The organism is Photorhabdus thracensis, from assembly GCF_001010285.1.
GTDB classification, from domain to species: domain Bacteria; phylum Pseudomonadota; class Gammaproteobacteria; order Enterobacterales; family Enterobacteriaceae; genus Photorhabdus; species Photorhabdus temperata.
The window spans coordinates 1,999,631-2,018,592 of sequence record NZ_CP011104.1 but is presented as its reverse complement, the minus strand read 5'-3'; the positions used below and the strand labels follow the sequence as shown (position 1 = coordinate 2,018,592).

13 protein-coding genes and 4 pseudogenes are annotated in these 18,962 nt (G+C 42.8%); 7 read left to right on the top strand and 10 right to left on the bottom strand.

Going from position 1 to position 18,962, the window contains the following annotated elements:
- Positions 1 to 478: 478 nt before the first annotated feature.
- From VY86_RS08580 to VY86_RS08570, 3 genes are all read left to right on the top strand, one after another.
- On the top strand, positions 479 to 1,123 hold the full coding sequence (locus VY86_RS08580; protein WP_052760800.1) for a DUF4225 domain-containing protein: 645 nt from the start codon (positions 479 to 481) through the stop codon (positions 1,121 to 1,123).
- A gap of 104 nt (positions 1,124 to 1,227) precedes the next feature.
- A complete protein-coding gene (locus VY86_RS08575; RefSeq protein ID WP_046974645.1) occupies positions 1,228 to 2,325 on the top strand; it encodes an ISAs1-like element ISPlu18 family transposase in 1,098 nt (365 codons plus the stop codon).
- Positions 2,326 to 2,354: 29 nt separating this feature from the next.
- On the top strand, positions 2,355 to 2,588 hold the full coding sequence (locus VY86_RS08570; RefSeq protein WP_046974644.1) for a DUF4225 domain-containing protein: 234 nt from the start codon (positions 2,355 to 2,357) through the stop codon (positions 2,586 to 2,588).
- A 344-nt stretch (positions 2,589 to 2,932) separates the two neighbouring features.
- On the opposite strand, the pseudogene VY86_RS23210 reads toward VY86_RS08570, so the two are convergent.
- Positions 2,933 to 3,411, bottom strand: a pseudogene (locus tag VY86_RS23210) (Hcp family type VI secretion system effector).
- A 527-nt stretch (positions 3,412 to 3,938) separates the two neighbouring features.
- On the opposite strand from VY86_RS23210, the gene uspB reads away from it, so the two are divergent.
- Positions 3,939 to 4,274: a universal stress protein UspB gene (uspB, locus tag VY86_RS08565; protein ID WP_046974643.1), complete on the top strand. Its 336-nt coding sequence runs from the start codon at positions 3,939 to 3,941 to the stop codon at positions 4,272 to 4,274.
- 54 nt (positions 4,275 to 4,328) lie between these two features.
- On the opposite strand, the gene pitA is transcribed toward uspB, so the two are convergent.
- Complete coding sequence (pitA, locus tag VY86_RS08560) at positions 4,329 to 5,819, bottom strand: inorganic phosphate transporter PitA (protein ID WP_046974642.1); 1,491 nt, start codon at positions 5,817 to 5,819, stop codon at positions 4,329 to 4,331.
- A gap of 299 nt (positions 5,820 to 6,118) precedes the next feature.
- Here pitA and VY86_RS08555 point away from each other — a divergent pair, with 299 nt between their 5' ends.
- Positions 6,119 to 7,303 (top strand): BaiN/RdsA family NAD(P)/FAD-dependent oxidoreductase, encoded by a 1,185-nt coding sequence (locus tag VY86_RS08555; protein WP_046974641.1) that lies wholly within the window; start codon positions 6,119 to 6,121, stop codon positions 7,301 to 7,303.
- A gap of 1,121 nt (positions 7,304 to 8,424) precedes the next feature.
- Here VY86_RS08555 and VY86_RS08550 read toward each other — a convergent pair.
- Positions 8,425 to 9,651 (bottom strand): annotated as a pseudogene (locus VY86_RS08550) (RNA-guided endonuclease InsQ/TnpB family protein).
- Position 9,652: 1 nt separating this feature from the next.
- On the opposite strand from VY86_RS08550, the pseudogene tnpA reads away from it, so the two are divergent.
- Positions 9,653 to 10,114: pseudogene (gene tnpA / locus VY86_RS08545) on the top strand (IS200/IS605 family transposase).
- A 266-nt stretch (positions 10,115 to 10,380) separates the two neighbouring features.
- Here the strand turns inward: tnpA and VY86_RS08540 are convergent.
- Entirely contained in the window at positions 10,381 to 10,770 is a 390-nt protein-coding gene (locus VY86_RS08540; protein ID WP_071880999.1) for an MFS transporter, read from the bottom strand.
- A gap of 136 nt (positions 10,771 to 10,906) precedes the next feature.
- Here VY86_RS08540 and VY86_RS08535 point away from each other — a divergent pair, with 136 nt between their 5' ends.
- Entirely contained in the window at positions 10,907 to 12,016 is a 1,110-nt protein-coding gene (locus VY86_RS08535) for an ISAs1 family transposase (RefSeq protein WP_046973751.1), read from the top strand.
- A 46-nt stretch (positions 12,017 to 12,062) separates the two neighbouring features.
- On the opposite strand, the gene VY86_RS08530 is transcribed toward VY86_RS08535, so the two are convergent.
- From VY86_RS08530 to VY86_RS24045, 6 genes and pseudogenes are all read right to left on the bottom strand, one after another.
- Positions 12,063 to 13,328 carry an IS4 family transposase gene (locus VY86_RS08530; protein WP_046974639.1) on the bottom strand — a complete coding sequence of 422 codons (1,266 nt, stop codon included), beginning with the start codon at positions 13,326 to 13,328 and terminating at the stop codon, positions 12,063 to 12,065.
- 10 nt (positions 13,329 to 13,338) lie between these two features.
- Positions 13,339 to 14,172 (bottom strand): MFS transporter, encoded by an 834-nt coding sequence (locus VY86_RS08525; RefSeq protein WP_046974638.1) that lies wholly within the window; start codon positions 14,170 to 14,172, stop codon positions 13,339 to 13,341.
- A gap of 954 nt (positions 14,173 to 15,126) precedes the next feature.
- Positions 15,127 to 16,131, bottom strand: coding sequence for an IS110 family RNA-guided transposase (locus tag VY86_RS08520; RefSeq protein ID WP_046973747.1), 1,005 nt, complete (start codon positions 16,129 to 16,131; stop codon positions 15,127 to 15,129).
- Between the two features lie 186 nt (positions 16,132 to 16,317).
- Positions 16,318 to 16,794, bottom strand: coding sequence for a hypothetical protein (locus VY86_RS08515; protein WP_082111201.1), 477 nt, complete (start codon positions 16,792 to 16,794; stop codon positions 16,318 to 16,320).
- Positions 16,794 to 17,291 carry a hypothetical protein gene (locus VY86_RS08510; protein WP_046974636.1) on the bottom strand — a complete coding sequence of 166 codons (498 nt, stop codon included), beginning with the start codon at positions 17,289 to 17,291 and terminating at the stop codon, positions 16,794 to 16,796. Before VY86_RS08510 ends, VY86_RS08515 begins: the two co-directional genes overlap by 1 nt.
- Positions 17,292 to 18,105: 814 nt before the next feature.
- Positions 18,106 to 18,863 (bottom strand): annotated as a pseudogene (locus VY86_RS24045) (IS5 family transposase).
- Positions 18,864 to 18,962 lie beyond the last annotated feature (99 nt).

Genomic DNA, 18,962 nt, shown 5'->3' with positions numbered 1-18,962 from the left:
ATTACTGATACGGCCCGCAAACAGAAACAAGACATCTCCAATTAATCTGTGTTCATTCATTCTAGTACTACAGCCGTACTTACTTTTTTCAACAGAAAAGACACTCATAGAAAAGCTTAATTCATGCGGTTTCTCAGAGTGGTGAGCATCAAGGAAAATGCAACTTTCTGGTATCTACGGCTGTAGTACTAGATTACCCAATGGCCCTTCCGGGAGGGGGACGAAACGTACAGACGTCTGCATCAGACTTTATGCTGCTAAAAATACATTTCAATCCCAGTAGCAATGACAAGCGAAGAATTAATAGAATATTTGTTGGTTATCGCTAATCCTAATTCACTGTAATGAAATGTAGGTTCATTTTCAGATAATTCCGGCTTGTCAGATTTGGATTGCAGATCACTATAATCTGAAAATAGACTTGTTCAATTTGTTTATTTTCATTAATGTAGATGACAATATTTTAAAGAAGAGGATTATGATAGATGTTTTAGATGAATTCTACGGAAGAAATCCGTGGGCCAGAGGATACTTTGATGATGCCACTCAAAAAGAAAGGCAGCTTATGAAGATCCAAATGGATAAACAAAATGAACTGATTATAGTTATGAATAGTGTTGCTAATAAATTTATAAAATGGAGCCTGGCTAAAGATCATTTCATCAATGAAGTTATCGCCTACTCTCAAGATATTACAGCAAAAATAAACACAGGGGAACTTTCAATACTTGAGGCAATAGGCTTATTAGAAGAGGAAATAAAATCCTTAAAAGAACAAGATAGAATGATTTCGCAAAAAAATGTAAAGCAAGCGATTGTTGTACAAAAAGAGATTATAGATAGCCCTAGAAATAGCAAAAGACGTGAATTTGATAAATTAATTATTGCAGGTGTTGGTTTCATTTCAGGGGGGCTTCAAATAGTTGGCGGGTTAACTGTTACGAGACTTTCACGTTCTGGCTATGGAGGATTATTATTAGCTCATGGATATAATAATATTATAGAAAACGGCTATTATATACTTTACCGGGAAGATTATGCCGGCCCAGTAAGATTTGTGTATCGTCAGGTTGCAAAAGAAACATTCAATATGAATGAGCAGGGTGAGATCTCACATTTTTAATAAGGTTATTTTGGTTAAATAAAAATCAGAATATGACTTTTTATAGGCATTTCTCTCATTAAAACGTTAAGATCTCTCTCTTCCATAAAAAAGCGATCCTAATAATGAGTATTTTTAATTTTATCAGCAAGATAGAAGACCCCCGTTCTGACATCAATAAAAAACATGAGCTAATGGATGTGATTTTTTTAGCCTTCTCCGCTGTATTATGCGGCGCTTCTGGCTGGAAATCGATTCAGGAATTTGGGGAGTTACAGAGCGAGTGGCTTAAACAATACACGCATTTTACTCACGGTATTCCCCGTCGTCACTGTATTGCTAATATTATCAAAATGATAGAGCAAGATGCACTGGTTGAAGCCTTTTATGCCTGGATCAACCAGCGTCGGATCAGGGCAGGAAAAAGTCTTATCGCCATTGATGGAAAAACCCTGAGAGGAACCTGTAAGGGGACATTATTTGAAGCCCTGCATGTGGTCAGTGCTTATGATGTTGAATCCGGTGTAGCCCTATACCATCAGGCAGCCGAAAGCAAAGGTCAGGAAGGTCCGGTTGCCAGACAATTGATTGAATTACTGGCGCTTGATGGCGCGATTGTCACTATGGATGCCCTGCATTGCCAGAAAGAAACCCTTGCGTTAATTACTCAGCGCGGCGGTGATTTTATTGTCGGTCTCAAAGGCAATCAAAAGACCCTCCATGAATGGGTCAAATCGTATTTTGCTTCGCATTATGAGAGTGATGAGCTTGTTGACTTTACGCAGAAAAATAGCGGTCATGGACGGACAGAATTTCGGCATGTCATGCAAATTCGTGCCGTATTGCCGGAGGTCCTTCGGCGGCAATGGCCTTCAATACAAAGTGTTATTGAAGTAGTCAGTGAACGAAGCGTAAAAGGTCAGCCTCCCCATCGTGATTCACGCTGGTATGTCAGCTCGCTACCGTTGGAGGCGGAAATCGTGGCTAAGGCAATAAGAAGGCACTGGTCGGTGGAAAACGAGCTGCATTGGGTATTAGATGTCACTTTTCGAGAAGATGCTATCTCACTCAAAGATCCTGATGGGGCTGCACAAATGGCGCTTTTTAACCGAATTGCATTAAATGTGATTAAACAGAATACCAGTATAAAAGACAGTCAGGCGGCTAAACGTCGAAGAGCCATTTGGTCAGGGGAATTCCGTAGTCAACTTATCTTTGATTAAATTAAATACAAAGTGGAATCCCGCCCTGTATGAATGAGCGTGATGCTGATGCCCTCTACGCATCTGTTGATATAGGTATATCTCTTACTGGGATGTTAACTTACCAACTTTTACCCGATCATCAGAGACTATATCGATATATAAACACAGATCTCCTATACGGATTAAAGAATCGCGGAATAAAAATGATGAGTATAGAAGAAATCATTATTGAGATTGTTAGCGATATAAGTACTGTATATGGATATATGAGGAGTAATTAATGGGATTTCTTTATATATTATTATCTTTGATAATACTAAGACCTACATATGTTTTCATAAAAAAGCTTTTAATATCAGATAATATCTATTATCATCTTTATGCTATAATATTACCATTATCTCTATCTGCTTTTCATCTTTATGTTTTTCATTTTGATTTTATCCTTTTACTAAATATAGACACAACAAATGATGATTTTCTACATTATGCTTCATTTGTTCTTGCGTATTCATGTTGTATCCCATATATCATTGCTCGTCGTAAACACAATACATGAATTATAAATAAGATAATTATCTAAGCACAACTAAGAATATTTAGTTATGCTAGGTCGTTAAATATATTAATAGTTCCTATCATCCCAAATACTATAAGCACTGGTTCCTACAATATGATGGGTCCACGTGATACTCTTGTATCGTAAAGAGAGAGTTTCCTGTGGCTCAGAACCTGTATGCGTTATATTATGTGGATGAGCAGCTGTTAAATCGGAGATAGTGGCATCAACCACTTTTATGGTGTAATACAACTCTTGAGCACCTGATTGATTTGTTCTATAACACTCAAAAATAGCATCAAGTACTTCGTTATCTGAAATGGCTAACCCTAAAAGTGGAAATGATTTATCAATAGGTTTTTTTATTACGATAGGGTGATGGCTGACATTCTGTTCTCTGCTTATCGAATGAGAAAGGCTGTATACCAATTTTGGTCTGTATGATTCACCTGGCCCTTGTTTCCTATTGAATCGATGGATGAACAACCCGCCGAAATAAGTCCTTGCTTACGACCTTTTAAAGTTAAATAAATTAAGTTTGCCATTTACATTCCTATTTAGTGTTTTCTCAATCTTCATAACACCTGAATTTGACTATTTTTCATTCTACAAAATTAAATTCCAGATTGGAAGCAGATTCATGACATTGGTACTTCCCCCCCCCTCTCTCTCATATTAACTCAGTCATAAATTTAGTTACCTGCAATGAGTTAGACATGAAAATCAGTAGAACACACAAAAAAGCCTTATTTCCCACTACATTGAACTACTCAGTGGTTACAACAACTCAGATAATGGAATTCACGATTAATTTCATTATATAAACCGTACTTATTATCAAAATATCATCACATTAAGGGATTAACGCTTCTGACTATTGCCATCTAGTATCGGCAACAATCACCACAACTTGACCGCCATTTTATGTCTTTGCCCAAATTTAAGCCACACGAAAGGGTTTTTTGTACTATCTGACTATCTTTCCTACAATAAATATAAGGTGTCACCACCTGCAATTTTGATTTTTTTCCTTTTGTGACAGCATTGGCTAACCATTCTAAGGAGGGGGATTATGTTCAGTTCGATTGCACTGTTTTGGGCGCTGTGTCTTGTCTGCATTATGAATATGATGCGCTACTTCTCTTCACTGCGGGCATTGTTGTCTATTCTTCGCCAGTCCGATCCCTTGCTTTATCAATCAGTAGACGGTAACGGTTTTTTTACTGCTCATGGACAGCTCAATAAGCAGATAAGGCTCGTGCACTATATCAATTCGCAACGTTACCTTGATCATCATGATCCAGAAGTGGTGCTTCGCTGTGAACGGCTGAGGAGGCAATTTATTCTGACGAGCGCGCTGAGTGGATTAGTTGTTGTTTGTCTGATTTCGATGTTGATTTGGTACTAAAACAAAAGGCGGTATAGTTAACCCATACCGCCTCCAAATTATTCATCAAAACAATTAAATCAGTTTCAAAGCGAACCAGTAGAAAATACCGGATAACCCGATTGAAACCGGTAGGGTCAGTATCCAGGCCAACATGATGTTCTTGATTGTTTTACCCTGAACACCACCACCATCAACCAACATCGTCCCCGCTACCGCAGAGGAAAGAACCTGTGTAGTCGAAACCGGCATCCCGGTATAACTCGCCACACCAATTGAAACAGCCGCAGTCATCTGAGCTGAAACACCCTGTGCGTAGGTCATACCTTTCTTACCAATCTTCTCACCGATAGTCACCGCAACGCGTTGCCAGCCAACCATAGTTCCCAGAGATAGTGCCAGCGCCACCGCAATGATGATCCAGATAGGTGCATACTCAACAGTATGCAATAAGTCTTTACGCAGTTTATTCAGGAAACGGGCATCTTCAGCACTGGTTTCCGGCAGTTTAGCCACAGATTCCGCAGTATCGGCAATACACATCAACATGCGGCGCATATTGTTACGCTGTTCAGGATTCAGCCCACTATAGCTCTGAATGCCCTTCAATATGCTTTCTGTCTGATTAAGAACAACTACAGCGCGAGTGCTGTCACAATGGAATCGTCCTTCCGATTCATCTTCTGCAACAGCAACCAATGGCGTCAGTTCAATGGCATGAGATAACGCGGTACCGTGCTGCTGATAATATTGTTGCAGGTGAGTAACCGCATCGTAAGTACGGGCAATGTCATAGCCATTAGCATTCATGTTTACGACAAATCCCGCCGGAGCTACGCCGATCAGCACCAGCATAATTAAACCGATGCCTTTCTGACCGTCATTCGCCCCATGAGAGAAACTTACTCCTACCGCAGACAAAATCAGCGCAGTACGCGTCCAGAAAGGTGGCTTACGCTTACCATCTTTCTTTTCACGTTCAGCGGGTGTCAGATGAATACGTTTGCGCTTCTTAGTGCTACTCCAGTAACGGCGCAGCAGAAACACGATTGCCCCGGCGATGATCAATCCGATTACAGGAGAGAGGATCAACGACAGGAAAATCTGTATCATCTTCGGCACATTCAGCGCATTAACCACAGAAGAATTGGTCACAATGGCATTGGTCAAGCCGATACCAATAATGGAACCAATCAGGGTATGAGAACTGGATGCAGGTAAACCGAAATACCAAGTACCAAGGTTCCAGACAATGGCAGCCAGCAGCATGGAAAATACCATGGCAAGACCATGAGCAGAACTGACATTGAGCAGAAGATCGGTAGGGAGTAAATGTACAATCGCGTAGGCGACACTTAATCCACCAAGAAGAACACCAAAAAAGTTAAATACCCCAGCCATGACGACTGCGAACTGTGCTCGCATAGCACGGGTATAAATAACTGTTGCTACCGCATTCGCGGTATCATGAAAGCCATTAATGGCTTCATAAAACAGCACAAACAGCAGTGCCAGTACTAACATTAGGCTGGTGTGAAAATCCAGGCCAGTAAAAAGATGTAGCATAAACGTTAAGCCAGTTAGTTGGACATGAACGCGGCGCATTATCAGTGACAAATGCTAGCGGGGAAAGTGAAATATGAACTTTTTTTGATTTCATGACAACCAGATAACAATAAGAAATGGGAATATTCCTTATATATCATAAAATTGCATATCTTTTAAAAAATTGACAATTTTAAGACAAAAAATAAGTTTACCTGACAAATTCAGGTCATACGGCGACTTTTTCCCGCAAAATTATCAAAAATGCAACACTTTAAGGGAAGTTCCCGCTAAATTATTCGGTTACAAAGAGAGAAACAGTGGAAAGATTTGATGTAGTTATTGTTGGTGCCGGCGCAGCCGGTCTGTTTTGCGCAGCTCAAACTGGGCAACGTGGTTTACGGGTGCTGGTTCTGGACAATGGCAAAAAAACCGGGCGTAAGATTTTGATGTCCGGCGGTGGGCGTTGTAACTTCACTAATATGTACACAGAACCATCAGCTTATCTTTCCGCTAATCCCCATTTCTGTAAATCTGCCCTGGCCCGCTATACACAGTGGGATTTTATTGAACTGGTTCAGCGCCATGGCATTATTTACCATGAAAAAACCCTGGGACAGCTTTTTTGCGATGATTCAGCCCAGCAGATAGTTGATATGTTGTTAAAAGAGTGTGAGGCTGGTCAAGTCACTATCCGCCTGCGCAGCGAAGTTAGCCACATAGAAAAAAAGGAGCTGGATTTCGTTATCACCGTTAATGGGAAGGAAGTAAGTACACGCTCACTGGTCATCGCTTCCGGTGGGTTATCTATGCCGGGTCTTGGCGCAACCCCTTTTGGTTATCGGATTGCAGAACAGTTTGGCCTGAAAGTCTTGCCAACCCGCGCCGCTCTCGTACCTTTTACTCTGCATAAACCACTACTGGAGCAACTTCATGTGCTTTCCGGTGTGTCCGTTCCCGCCATTGTCACCGCTAACAATGGCACGCTGTTCAAAGAAAATATCCTGTTCACCCACCGAGGACTTTCCGGCCCGGCAATCTTACAAATTTCCAGTTATTGGCAACCGGGAGAGTTTGTGAGTATTAACTTACTTCCAGATATTGATCTGGAAACGTTTCTGGAGACAGAACGGAGTACTCACCCAAACCAAAGCGTAAAGAATACCTTGGCAAAATTATTACCGAAGAGGCTGACAGAATGTCTGCAAACACTCGGCCAACTCCCGGATATTTCGCTTAAGCAGTTGAACTCAGTTCAGCAAAAACAATTGATGACAAACCTCCAGTCATGGCAAGTACAACCCAACGGTACTGAAGGCTATCGTACTGCTGAAGTGACGATGGGCGGAGTGGATACTCATCAGATTTCATCCAAAACAATGGAGGCTAATCAGGTAAAAGGACTCTATTTTATCGGTGAAGTGGTAGACGTCACTGGCTGGCTTGGTGGCTATAATTTCCAGTGGGCATGGAGTTCCGCCTGGGCGTGTGCGCAAGCGTTGTGATATAGCGACAGAATATAAGCAACACACTAACAATAAAACTTCGACTAATTGCTCACTATTCTATAATTCACTCTGTGACAAATGGTGGAGTGACTTATCTTCATCAGGAAAAGAAAACTGGAGACGCTGGAAGATTTTCAACAAACATTCAGGAAACGGTATGAATTAGATGCAGTACTACAGCCGTAGAAATAAAAAAACGACTCTACCTCACCATCATGCCAAGAACTATGTTAACAGATGAAGGATGGAATACGTTATCTATCAACACATATAAACAAGGAAGCCCCAATCTTGCATTTGCAAAACTGGGGCCTAGTATCTTTCGCTTTATGTCGGGGAACTAAGCACCATGACAAGATGGGAGAAGAACCGTCGACTAGCTACTTATTGGAAACTGGCTCATAAGTAATAAATTGTCAATATAATTTTAGATTTTTGGTTAGGAATTCAGAGCAAGAAGTGCAATCATATACATATATTACCAATTACAACAAATAGTTACTAAAAATGCCTTTTTCTTACGATTACTCAGAACCAGAACGTTTGATTAAGCCCAGCACGTTTATCTAGCCATCGAACTTCAATTATTCCCGAAAACAATGCTTAACTTTTTGGAGCATATAGCTGGAATCTAGCTGTTGTCGGTGTATTTTACCCTCTACTTCAATTGATAGAAGTTGCTTTACGTAATGCCATAAGCAATGTCGCAAAAGAAAAAATTACTTGCAATGCAGGACAACATTGGTTCGACTGTATTTCTTACACACAAGATATCAATGATCAGGGACAGCTTATTAATGCAGAACAAGTAAAAAAGTTCAAAACTAAGATTAAAAATGCAAAAAACTCGCTAGCCCCATGATATCAAGCAGGTAGAGGAAACATGTTAGAGAATGAAGCTTAAATTGCTCCGTCTATTTGTTGGTTATGCTACCGTCCAAATGCTGGTTTCATCTCCGTCTATTTATCGGTTTCTGACGTTATTACACAACAATCAAAACTTTTTGAGTGTTTATTGCCCCTCGTCTGAGCATCAGGCGCAGCCTCTGAACAATCAGTATTGAGAAATTGACATCCTCCCCCACCTTCGCACTTCGTGACTCAGGAGGGGGACCCCGTTAGTGGGTGACGACTGATTGCTCAGTGTCTGGTTCCTGCTTCGACGGGCGGCCTGACTGCACCCTCCCTCCACAGGCAAGCACGGCATGTCCTGCCGCTAAAATGTTACGAGCACCGTTGATATCGGCATTTTCCGTATATCCGCATGCAAGGCACTCGAATTGACTTTGTGATAGGCGGTTTTCTTTCGCTGTATGACCGCAGCAGGCGCAACGCTGGCTTGTATAGGCAGGAGGGACTGCTAATACCTGACCCCCCCGCCAGCGTTGCTTGTACTCAAGCTGGCGGCGAAGTTCATACCAGCCCTGATCCAATATCGAACGGTTTAAGCCAGATTTTGCCCCGACATGGCGCCCCGGATGGCTTATCGACCCCGCTGCTGACTTTGACATGTTGGCAACCTTCAGGTCTTCAATGACTATCATTGCGTGGTTTTTGCTGATTGTCGTGCTGACCTTGTGAAGGTAATCGCGGCGGATATTGGCGATATGTGAGTGTAGGAGCTGGATCTTACTCTTCTGTTTCTGCCAATTGGCACTGAACTTAACTTTTCGGCTTAACTGACGCTGAAGCCTCGCCAGCTTGCGCTGATTGCGCTTAAAACTGTTTACAGGTTCGTATATTGTGCCATCCGAGAGCGTGGCCAGTTTTGTGACCCCCGCATCCAGCCCAATCATTGAAGATGATTCATGCTGGGGGTCAGGCGTCTCAATTTCGACCTGAAATGAGATGGACAATTTACCCGCTGACTGGCTGATGGTGGCATTTTAAATTTTTCCGTTCACCTCCTGCGATTGCCGGAATTTAATCCAACCGAGACCTGAAGGCAGTTTGACCCGACGATGTTTAAGTCGACAATATTTCTCAAAATTAACGAAGCGGATCGCATCGCGTCCGTCATTTTTTCTTTTAAATACAGGCGCTCTGGCCGACAATTTTTTATCAAAACAACGTTTCCACGCCCCGTGTAAATCTTTGAGTTTGTGCTGAAGGTTATCCGTGTAGGCTTCCTGCAAAAAGGCGTGTTCCGGTCTGTTTTTCCACACCGTGAGCATCCTGTTCAGCGCAAAAGCGGAGGGAAGTTTGCCGCCTGACTCAAGAATGCGCTTCGTCTCGTCAAGCCCGTGATCCCAGACGAAACGCGCACAGCCGCATAACTGCCGCAGACGCTGTGACTGTTCTTCGGTGGGTTCCAGTCTGAATTTGTAGGCTTTCAGAAGTCGCATGATGGCTCAGTGTGGAGTAGATGTCATCACTATCGTACCGCAATTTTGGTTAAATTCAATACAGGAAGACAAAATCAACCGTTCACGGCAGGCTGCTTTTCTTTTGCCTGTACATCTTGTGTTTGTGACCCAATACCGTGGAAATATTCTGGGTGAGTGACATTATGCGGCATTCCATTAGTATGCCGGTGAGGTATGCCGTGATTTTGGTGCTGAGCTAAAAGAGAGTCACGGTGAGCCCGACCACGTCCATATGCTGATTGAGTCCCCTCCAACCGTGCAACCGTCCGTGCGGGTCAATTCACTGAAAGCCGTGACCTCTCGCCGTCTGCGTAATCAATTTTTGGACTTGCGCGGAGCTTACGGCAAGCCTGTGTTGTGGTCTCGCTCATACTTCGCTGGATCGTGCGGTGGGGTGCCGCGGGAAGTCGTGAAAAAATACCTTCAGCATCAGCGTGGCTGAGAGTTATTCGGGCTTTTCAAGCCCGTCCAAATTCCCCTCCCGCCTTATGTTGGCGGAAGTACCCTTTGGAGGAAAAGATGGCTTAATGACAGCAACGATGCAATCAAGCAGATAATATTTACAGAATACACGACTCTCGAACCTCTGATGATCTCTGCAAGCGAACCTGACAAAAGTGTGTATCTGCCAGTTCTATCCCGTTTGCAATACATCCTGTGTCTACAGGATCTTACTGATACCGGAGACCTGCAATAAGCTTATTTGGATTATACATACATATTCCTCTTCTCAGTTAATTTATACTTTTTAAATAAAAAATACAGGAATATCACTGCAAGCAGGATACTTGTTAATTTGAAAGTAAATTCGATAGAAATAAGTTTTGCAATATACCCCCCAATAATTGGCATCAAAATTGCCACTACAGATGAAATTTTCTGTATACCTCCAGTAGCTTTCCCTACATGTTCAAAACCAATAATATTTCTTACACCGTATCTGATTGCGAAAAATGTCACACCAGAAGCCGTACCAACCAGGAAAACTAATAAATAGTACGTAGCATAATGATTTGTTTTTGCGTCTAAAAAACCAAATCCCCAAAAGGCCACAAAGTTAACCATAACGGAAAATAACAAGAGATTCTTGGCTGACAATCTTTTAAGTAACCAGCCAGAAATTCGCGTTCCTACTATGCCACCCAGGGCGCGAGCATACTTTTTTACCCCCCCCCTTGAATGAACCGTAATTATATGATCTCATTCTCCTTATTTTTCTTTTTAATACTCGCCCATGAATCCGAACCAGACCCTGATTGAACATTTAACCGTTGTGAAAGAAACTCGTTCTGACATCAATCGTCAATACGAGCTGATTGATGTTATTTTTCTTGTCATCAGCGCCATTCTCGCTGGCGCTGAAGGTTGGCAAGATATTGAAACTTATGGTCGGGCCAAAATTACGTGGCTGAAAAAATATCGCCCCTTTCTCAGTGGAATACCATGCCGACACACGGTTGCCAGAATTGTGCGCGCTATTGAACTTGATTCGCTGTTGGAGGCTTTGCTCAACTGGATCAATGAACAACGTGAACAGGCAGGGAAACCGGTCATTGCCTTCGATGGAAAAGTTCTGCGACGCGCCTACCGTAATGAAAAGCAAAACGCCGTCCAACTGGTCACGGCATATGATACGGAACAAGGATTAGTCCTGAGCCAGAAAGCCACTGCCACGAAAAACGGGGAAATCAGTATCGTGCGGCAGATGTTGGATATCCTTGACCTGAAAGGCAGCATCGTCACGCTGGATGCTTTGCATTGTCAGCGCCAAACGCTGGAAAAAATCAGCGAAAAGAAAGCCCATGTCGTGGTTCAGGTGAAAAAAAATCAACCCCATCTGTGGGAAGCCGTCCAATCGCAATTTCAGGCGGTGTTTGATGCCGGTAAAGAAAAAATTATCACGGAAGTTAAGCAAGAAGCCCATGGCCGGCGTGAAGAGCGTTATGTGTTTCAGTTAAAGCCCCAATTTACGGCAGAATTAATCGAGAAATGGCCGACCATTCGTAGCATTATCGCCGTAGAACGTCACCGGACACAAAATGGCAAAGGAACGGTGGACACGTCTTATTATGTGAGTTCCCTTTCGCCCAAGCATAAATCACTGGGATATTATATTCGCCAGCATTGGCGGATTGAAAATACCCAGCACTATATTCTTGATGTGGTCTTTAAAGAAGATGATTCACGAATTGTTCTGGAGGGTGCAGTTGAGAATCTGGCCTTATTCCGTCGTATCGTCCTGAATCTGGTCAAACAATGCGATTGCGGGGCACCGAGCCAAAGGAACAAGCTTAAAAAAGCGGGTTGGTGCGATGATTATCGGGCAAGAGTTTTCTTTGGATGAATAGCAGTCAAAGTATGCTCGTGCCCTGCTATGCCCTGTCTCTTGATCAGATCTCCAAATCAACTGATTTAGCCAGCAAATAGCCGTCTATCAGGGTTTGCAGCCGAAACCAACCTTCCCAAAGTCGTTCCCATCCGACTCGACCCGTGCGTTTGGAATCGTACCAGCCGGCCAGTTTTCCCAGATTGATGAAGGCCCAATGCAAGCTCGGGGCTTTTTTCGGCACACGGCATTTTTCTTGTTTTGACCACAGTAATTTCCACGCCAGGGGGCTTAATACTGTCTCACAGCTCTCTTTCTCTGCTTCTTCTTTGTTCAGACCCTTAAAACGCAGCTGGTGTATCCGTACCGCAAGCTCGTAATAACTGAATATTTTATGGGCGTCTTCCTGACTGTTGACGGGTTCGGCGGTCAGAAGATGCCAGCAAAGCCCATCCTCCGGACCTTTTTCGTAGCAACCGACATAAAATATCCGCACCGCTTCACCGCTTTTTCCTTCGGGGATTTTCAACGTCACTTCGGCATAACGGATATCACAATGCGCGACACGCGCCTGACGCCCGCCTTTCTGTCTGATCTGAACTAATCGTTCTCCAGCACTCTGTAACTGGCTGATAAAGTCATAAAGTTTATCCTGACTTTCCTCAATACGCCGGTTTTGCATCGAACGGATGACGAAACGGTGTTTTTGGCTCGTTTTATAACGCAGATATTCAATGATATCGGCTTCACGGTCACAGACAGAAATCACGTTGGCCATCTGCTCCCCTAACCGGCTGTCGACGGCTTGTGAGGCCCGTTCCCACTTATAACTCTCTTTCCCTTCATAAGGGCGTGTGTCGCGTTGTCGGCTTTTGCCATAATCACTGACATCTCGACACCAGCGCTGTTGCTCTATCAACCCCACGACCTGTTGTTCTTCAGGCGCAAATAACAACACCGAGTGTACCTGCATGCCCCGGGATTTTTCCGTCGAGGTGGTATAGCCGAGTTCATCGGCGACCGACGCGTGGGAAAATGACAGGGTTGTCGTGTCTTCCAGCGCTAACAGGCAACGATAACGTTGAGCGTGAGCGACGGTGGCGGTAAATCCGGCTTCGGCGATGGCCTGAGGCGCAATGGCGGAATTTCGGGTCAGTCGGTAGGCTGCTTCAACATCGGCAGGAGAGTCAAGAGATTGCACGAGCGATTGTCCTATATGGTTAGCCAACGAACAGGCCACTTTCACCAGGCGGTTGGTACGGCGTTTATCACCTAATTCCGCATGTTGAAACGTGTCATTTGCCCATTGTTCAGCGCAGGTTGAAAACATAAAGATTACCTCAAGTCGTGTTTGTTATTGAGATCAATCTATGAGGAAAAAGTTCAATAACGAGGGGGCAGGTTAAAATATTTGTGTAGGAAAGACAGGCTATGCCACCGACCCCGAGAAGTGAAATTATGTAGCCTATGCTACTTTCACTTTGTCCAATCTTCTCGAAGAAGATACCAAGCATATCATTACTAAGAAAAAAGGCTAAGTTTGACAAAGTATAGGCCGAAACAAGCAAATATAAGTTCGGTTTACTTTTCAATTTCTGTATGAGTGAGAAACGCTCTACGGCAGTAGAATTTATACCTTTATTTTCATCAGGCCGAAAAGTATTATCAAAGTATGATGTCAACATGCCAACCAAGTTAAATATCATTGATAATGATAGGACAAACCATAATCCATAATACGTGTTTAAATAAACAACAAATAAGGGAATGGCTATCCTGCTAAAGTTAGTAATATATCCATAAATTTCATAAAATCTTTGAGATTCATTATCATCTACATTCAATTTTGTATTTGATATTCCAAGACCACACCGACAGGTTGTCTTAATTAATGTAATTAGATAAAGAAATATAATTGGATCAGCTACAGATAAAAAAGGCATGACAATACCATTAATAAAGAACAGTAGCATCCTCCATTTTAATATATTTCCGTTGTCAAACAGCTTGCCAAATAATCCACTAGCCACCAGAAATGGAATAGCGAAGCAAGCACCTAATATTCCCATTTCGGATGGCGTAGAATGCAGACTATATATCGCTATGATGCTTAAAATAGCGTAATCAAGATAAGTATCAAGTTCATTTACACCTATACTAATGTACTTTTTCATCGGTTATCATCCAGATTAGGATAGGCATAAACATATATTTACACCTATCTTTATTTTGTAAAAAAACATATTATCTAACGGTTGATAGTCCATAATTACTCCTTTCACAGTTTAGGTTAACATTAATTTATTTCCCGTAAGGTAAATTAAATGTAAGCAAACACATCCCTTTATGTAAATTAGTTGTTAAATTAAAAATTTTATTATTGTGAGCCAACTCATGTTTTTCTAACTTCGCAATACTCCTTATTCTTATTATTTGAAAAACCATTTAAATACATACACATAACACATGAGATATTGAATAATTTTCCCCACATTAATCTCATTGTCCACATTTATTTACATTCAGAATCAACAAATGCATTACATATCAACATATTAATAAATAATCTCATATTTTCTGTATTTGATATATCCTATATTAATTTTTTTGCTTTTATTTAATATAATTAATTAATAGTAATATCAAGTTACTACATTAGGTTTCAGACAGATACAGATAAATCTGATAAGCATTGTTTACAAGTTTCATTGTGCCTACACAATGAGCAGTGCAATAACAATGCAGTGAATAAAAGCTTAGTCTTTACATGTGGTAGCACATGATAATTAGAAGATGACTCAATTGATAGAATAAAAATGTTTGTCGCCTGATAACAGCAAATATCAACACATATAAAAATCTATGGTCACCCCCGTTTTTGCAACACAAATTTTGATGTATGGTGGGCTTGCGTAAATCTATTCGGCGTCTGGTGAGCAGTCATGCCCGCGCCACGATGAGTTCCGTGCCTGCCGAACCTTAAAAACCGGTCGGCTTCAGAGAGCCATTTTTTATATCAGGTTCATCAGCAGGCCGATATGCCGTTCATGTCATCAATTATCTGTCGTCGCAAAACCAGATGGTAACTGCTTAACTTACTGAGCTAACGCAGTTTTTCGTTGGCTCTTTTATTTAATGAACACCGTCTGATGTGCCGTAACGGCCCAGGCTATTCGTGCCAGTTTATTCGCCAGCGCGCACGCCACAACGTTCGAGTGATGGCGGGCAAGCTGCCTGTTCACCCACTCTGCCAGACGCCCTGGATTATGCTCCAGCCGCTGCATAAAGACCCTGGCACACTGTACCAGCAGCCGCCTCAGATTTTTATCACCCCGCTTGCTGATGCCCATCAGTGTCGTTTTTCCACCCGTGCTGTACTGGCGGGGAACCAGCCCTGTTGAAGCCGCAAAGTCACGGCTGCTGGCATAGTTTTTACCGTCCCCCAGCCGCATGGCTAACAGACTCGCCGTTACCGGCCCAACACCAGGAATGGTCAGCAGGCGTTGCGCGGTTTCATCTTCCGCCAGATGCGTTTTCAGTTCCTTATCGACTTCCTCAATTTCTCCGCTGAGGTAAACATAATGACTGTGGAGTCTGCTCAGAACCCTTGCCAGATAAGGCGGAAAGTCATTTTCTTCCAGCACAGCGGCCAGACGTCGTATCACGGCAATACCGCGCGGCAGACTGACGCCGAACTCCAGCAAAAAAGCGTGCATCTGATTGGTGGTTTTAACGCGTTGCCGTATCAGTGAGTCTCTGACGCGATGGAGGGCGGCCATCGCCTGTTGGTCTTCTGTGCGGGGGGGCACAAAGCGCATGGAGGGCCGGGAAGCTGCCTCGCAGATAGCTTCAGCATCGACAAAATCGTTCTTGTTACTCTTAACAAAAGGACGGACGAACTGCGGAGAAATCAGCTTTGCCTCATGGCCTAAATCAGCGATCCGGCGAGCCATAAAGTGCGCCCCACCGCAGGACTCCATCACTACGGTTGCAGCCTTGCAGGAACCGAGAAAATTAATAAGCTGAGTGCGGGAAAACTTCTTACGCAGCAGGGCGTTACCCTGCCTGTCCTGACAGTGGACATGGAAGGAATGTTTACCGAGATCGATACCAATAAGCGTAACGTTTTGCATGATGGTTCCCTCTAAAATAAAATACCCTGCTAGCGTACCTCTCACAGGGTGGGGGTGACCATCTCATTAGCCCTAATCTTGCATTCACAAAACTGGGGCCTGGTGTCTTTCACTTTATGTCGGAGAACTGAGCACCATGGCAAGATAGGAGAAGAACCGCCAACTAGCTACGCATTGGAAGCTGGCTCATAACCTGAACCGCTTTCCCACTTTTATTGAAAAAGCATTTATTATCGAGATAACGATTGCACATAGACTTGGCAGTAGCTGCATAATAAAGCCAAAAATAGTTCCCTGGCTTACCGGGGAATGATGATGAGCCTCGCCACCCATAGCAATCTGCATGAAAGCGGAATTTGTCAGGTAAGCATAAACCAGGCCGCAAATCCCCGTAACCAGCAGAAAACTTATCAGCATGGCGACCACCGCCCCCACCATCTGAGATAATCTTGTTCTGATTGAATTGATGGTGAGAGCGGTCAGGCAACCTGGAGCAAAACCCCAGCCCAATATATACCAGACAGCCATTAACCCTTTCAGCGCAGTGTTGTGCGCCATTTCCAGAATATCGGCACGCCACAATATAAGATTCAGGCATGCAGCCAGCACAGCCAGAGATACGGAAATAGCGAAGCTGTTGGGCAAACTCGATTCTTTATTCACTAAAACACCTTTAGACAGTCAAGGAATCTTGCACCTTTTATCGAGTTAAGAAGAAAACTGCCTAAAATGCCAGCAATGAGTGCAGCAGTGTATCCCTTAATAAGGAACAACAACGGCATTTCTATTGAGCCCCAATAGTTCAGCCCCACGTTGTGATCCAGCCCCCAGCAAAGTGTCTGGCAAACACTGAAAAACAGAGCGCTACTCACTGCGGTCATGATATAAGCTCCAGCGCTTCCAGGCATAAAACGGGCTGAAAGCAGATAGGTCAATCCCCCAATGGCGGCCCCCATGCCGATACCGCATAAACCAAGAGCCCATACCAAACGCCATACCAGCAAGCCATTGTCGGGAAATAAAATAAAACTCATTAAAAGAAATCCAGCCTCTGCGATAAAACCCAGAGAAATAAATAGCTTAATCGTGCGTATAGCACGTTTTTCCCCTTCTACCACCGCATATTGCGGATGTTGTTCATTCACAGTTTGATTAGACATTTTTCATCTCCTTAATGTGCGTTAAGTATCACAAAATACTGCGGAAAATAGTCTGATAGTGCTTTTTAAATCTGAATCCAAATTGTATTTCCTTCATAACTTACCTCTAATTTGTTTCAATCACTGGTTTTGCTTAATTATATGAACTATTACTGAATAAAGTCCGAATAATAGATCAAATGAATTATTTGAGAATACAAGAAAATCAACAGGTCAAAGAAAACAAACTATATATGATGTAATTACTATGGTATGAGGATGAAAACCTGTCAATGTAAAAGAATAAATAAAGAAAATAGTCCAATATATGGACTTAATATTTTGATACTTTCTCCGGCCAGCCTGACAAAGCGCTTGCGTTATTATCATATTGATCTCCAGGTATAAATAGCATGAATAAACACTGAACTTGAGTTGGCAAACAACGCCACACATATTCTGTCTTGCCAATAAGAAACAACAGATTTCATTTCTGAGCTCTTAATTCCCGGATATAACACTTAGCATCATAATTATTTCACCCTGGTTAATAACTTGCGATTTGATTATTTATCACTAAAATATAATAAATAATTCAGAGCATTTAATTTTATAATAAAAATATTCAAGTATAGGCACAATTTCAACTTTATGGATTTGACAATAGACTGATACTTAGTTATGACTTTATTTAAGAAGCAACAAGATAATTATTCAATGAACTCATTGTTATCAAGGCAGAATAATAACAACCATGATAACTAATAAAGCTCAATATTGAGATTCTATTACCCTCATATCTATAGGGAGATATATAACTGCCATGAATAAGAGCCTATCCCAATAGGATTTTGTTCCAGACTATAATCCCGCAGGCAAAATGTAACATAGCTTCATAGTTTTCGACCTTCTTTTCCCATCGGATCAGTATCCGACGAAAGCGATTCATCCAGCTATGCGTCCTCTCGATAACCCATCTTTGAGCTTTAAAGTCCGTATTTTGGCAGGCATCTGATTCCTCCTTGCGAGACTGAATATGCGGCTCGTAATGCCGACTTCGTAGATAGTCTTTCAGCCATTTAGCATCATATCCCTTATCCAGACACAGCCTGACCTTTTTACCCGGCTTGCCTGTCTGAAGTGCATCGAGCGTATCTGCAACCAGTTTGATATCGTGCGTATTTGCTGCGCCAACAACGAGTGAAAGAGGAAGCCCGTTAGCCTCGGTCATGAGGCTGCGTTTTACGCCTTGTTTCCCTCTGTCTGTGGGGTTACGACCTGTTTTTTTGTCCCCGCTAAAGGGGATTTGGTCATGCAACCATCCAGTGATAACCACGACCAGTCGATGATCGCGAGGTGCTTGCAGGCCAGCAAACCGTTCTGCCAGAAGCGTTCAAAAACGCCGGCGTCACGCCATTCCTGAAAACGACGGTGAGCCGAACTTGACGAGCATATTCCTGTTGCATTCAGGGCATTCCATTGGCAGCCTGTTCTGAGCACAAAGAAGATGGCATCCATAGCGGCGCGGTTATCAACCCGTTTGCGATGTGTACCTAGCGGATGCTGAGTTTTATGTTCGGGGATAAGTGGCATCATTTTTTCCCAAAGCTCATCACTGAGCCGCCATTTGTTGTTTGTCATACTCTCTATACCTTCAGAAATTATCCGTTCTAGAATATTATACAACATGAC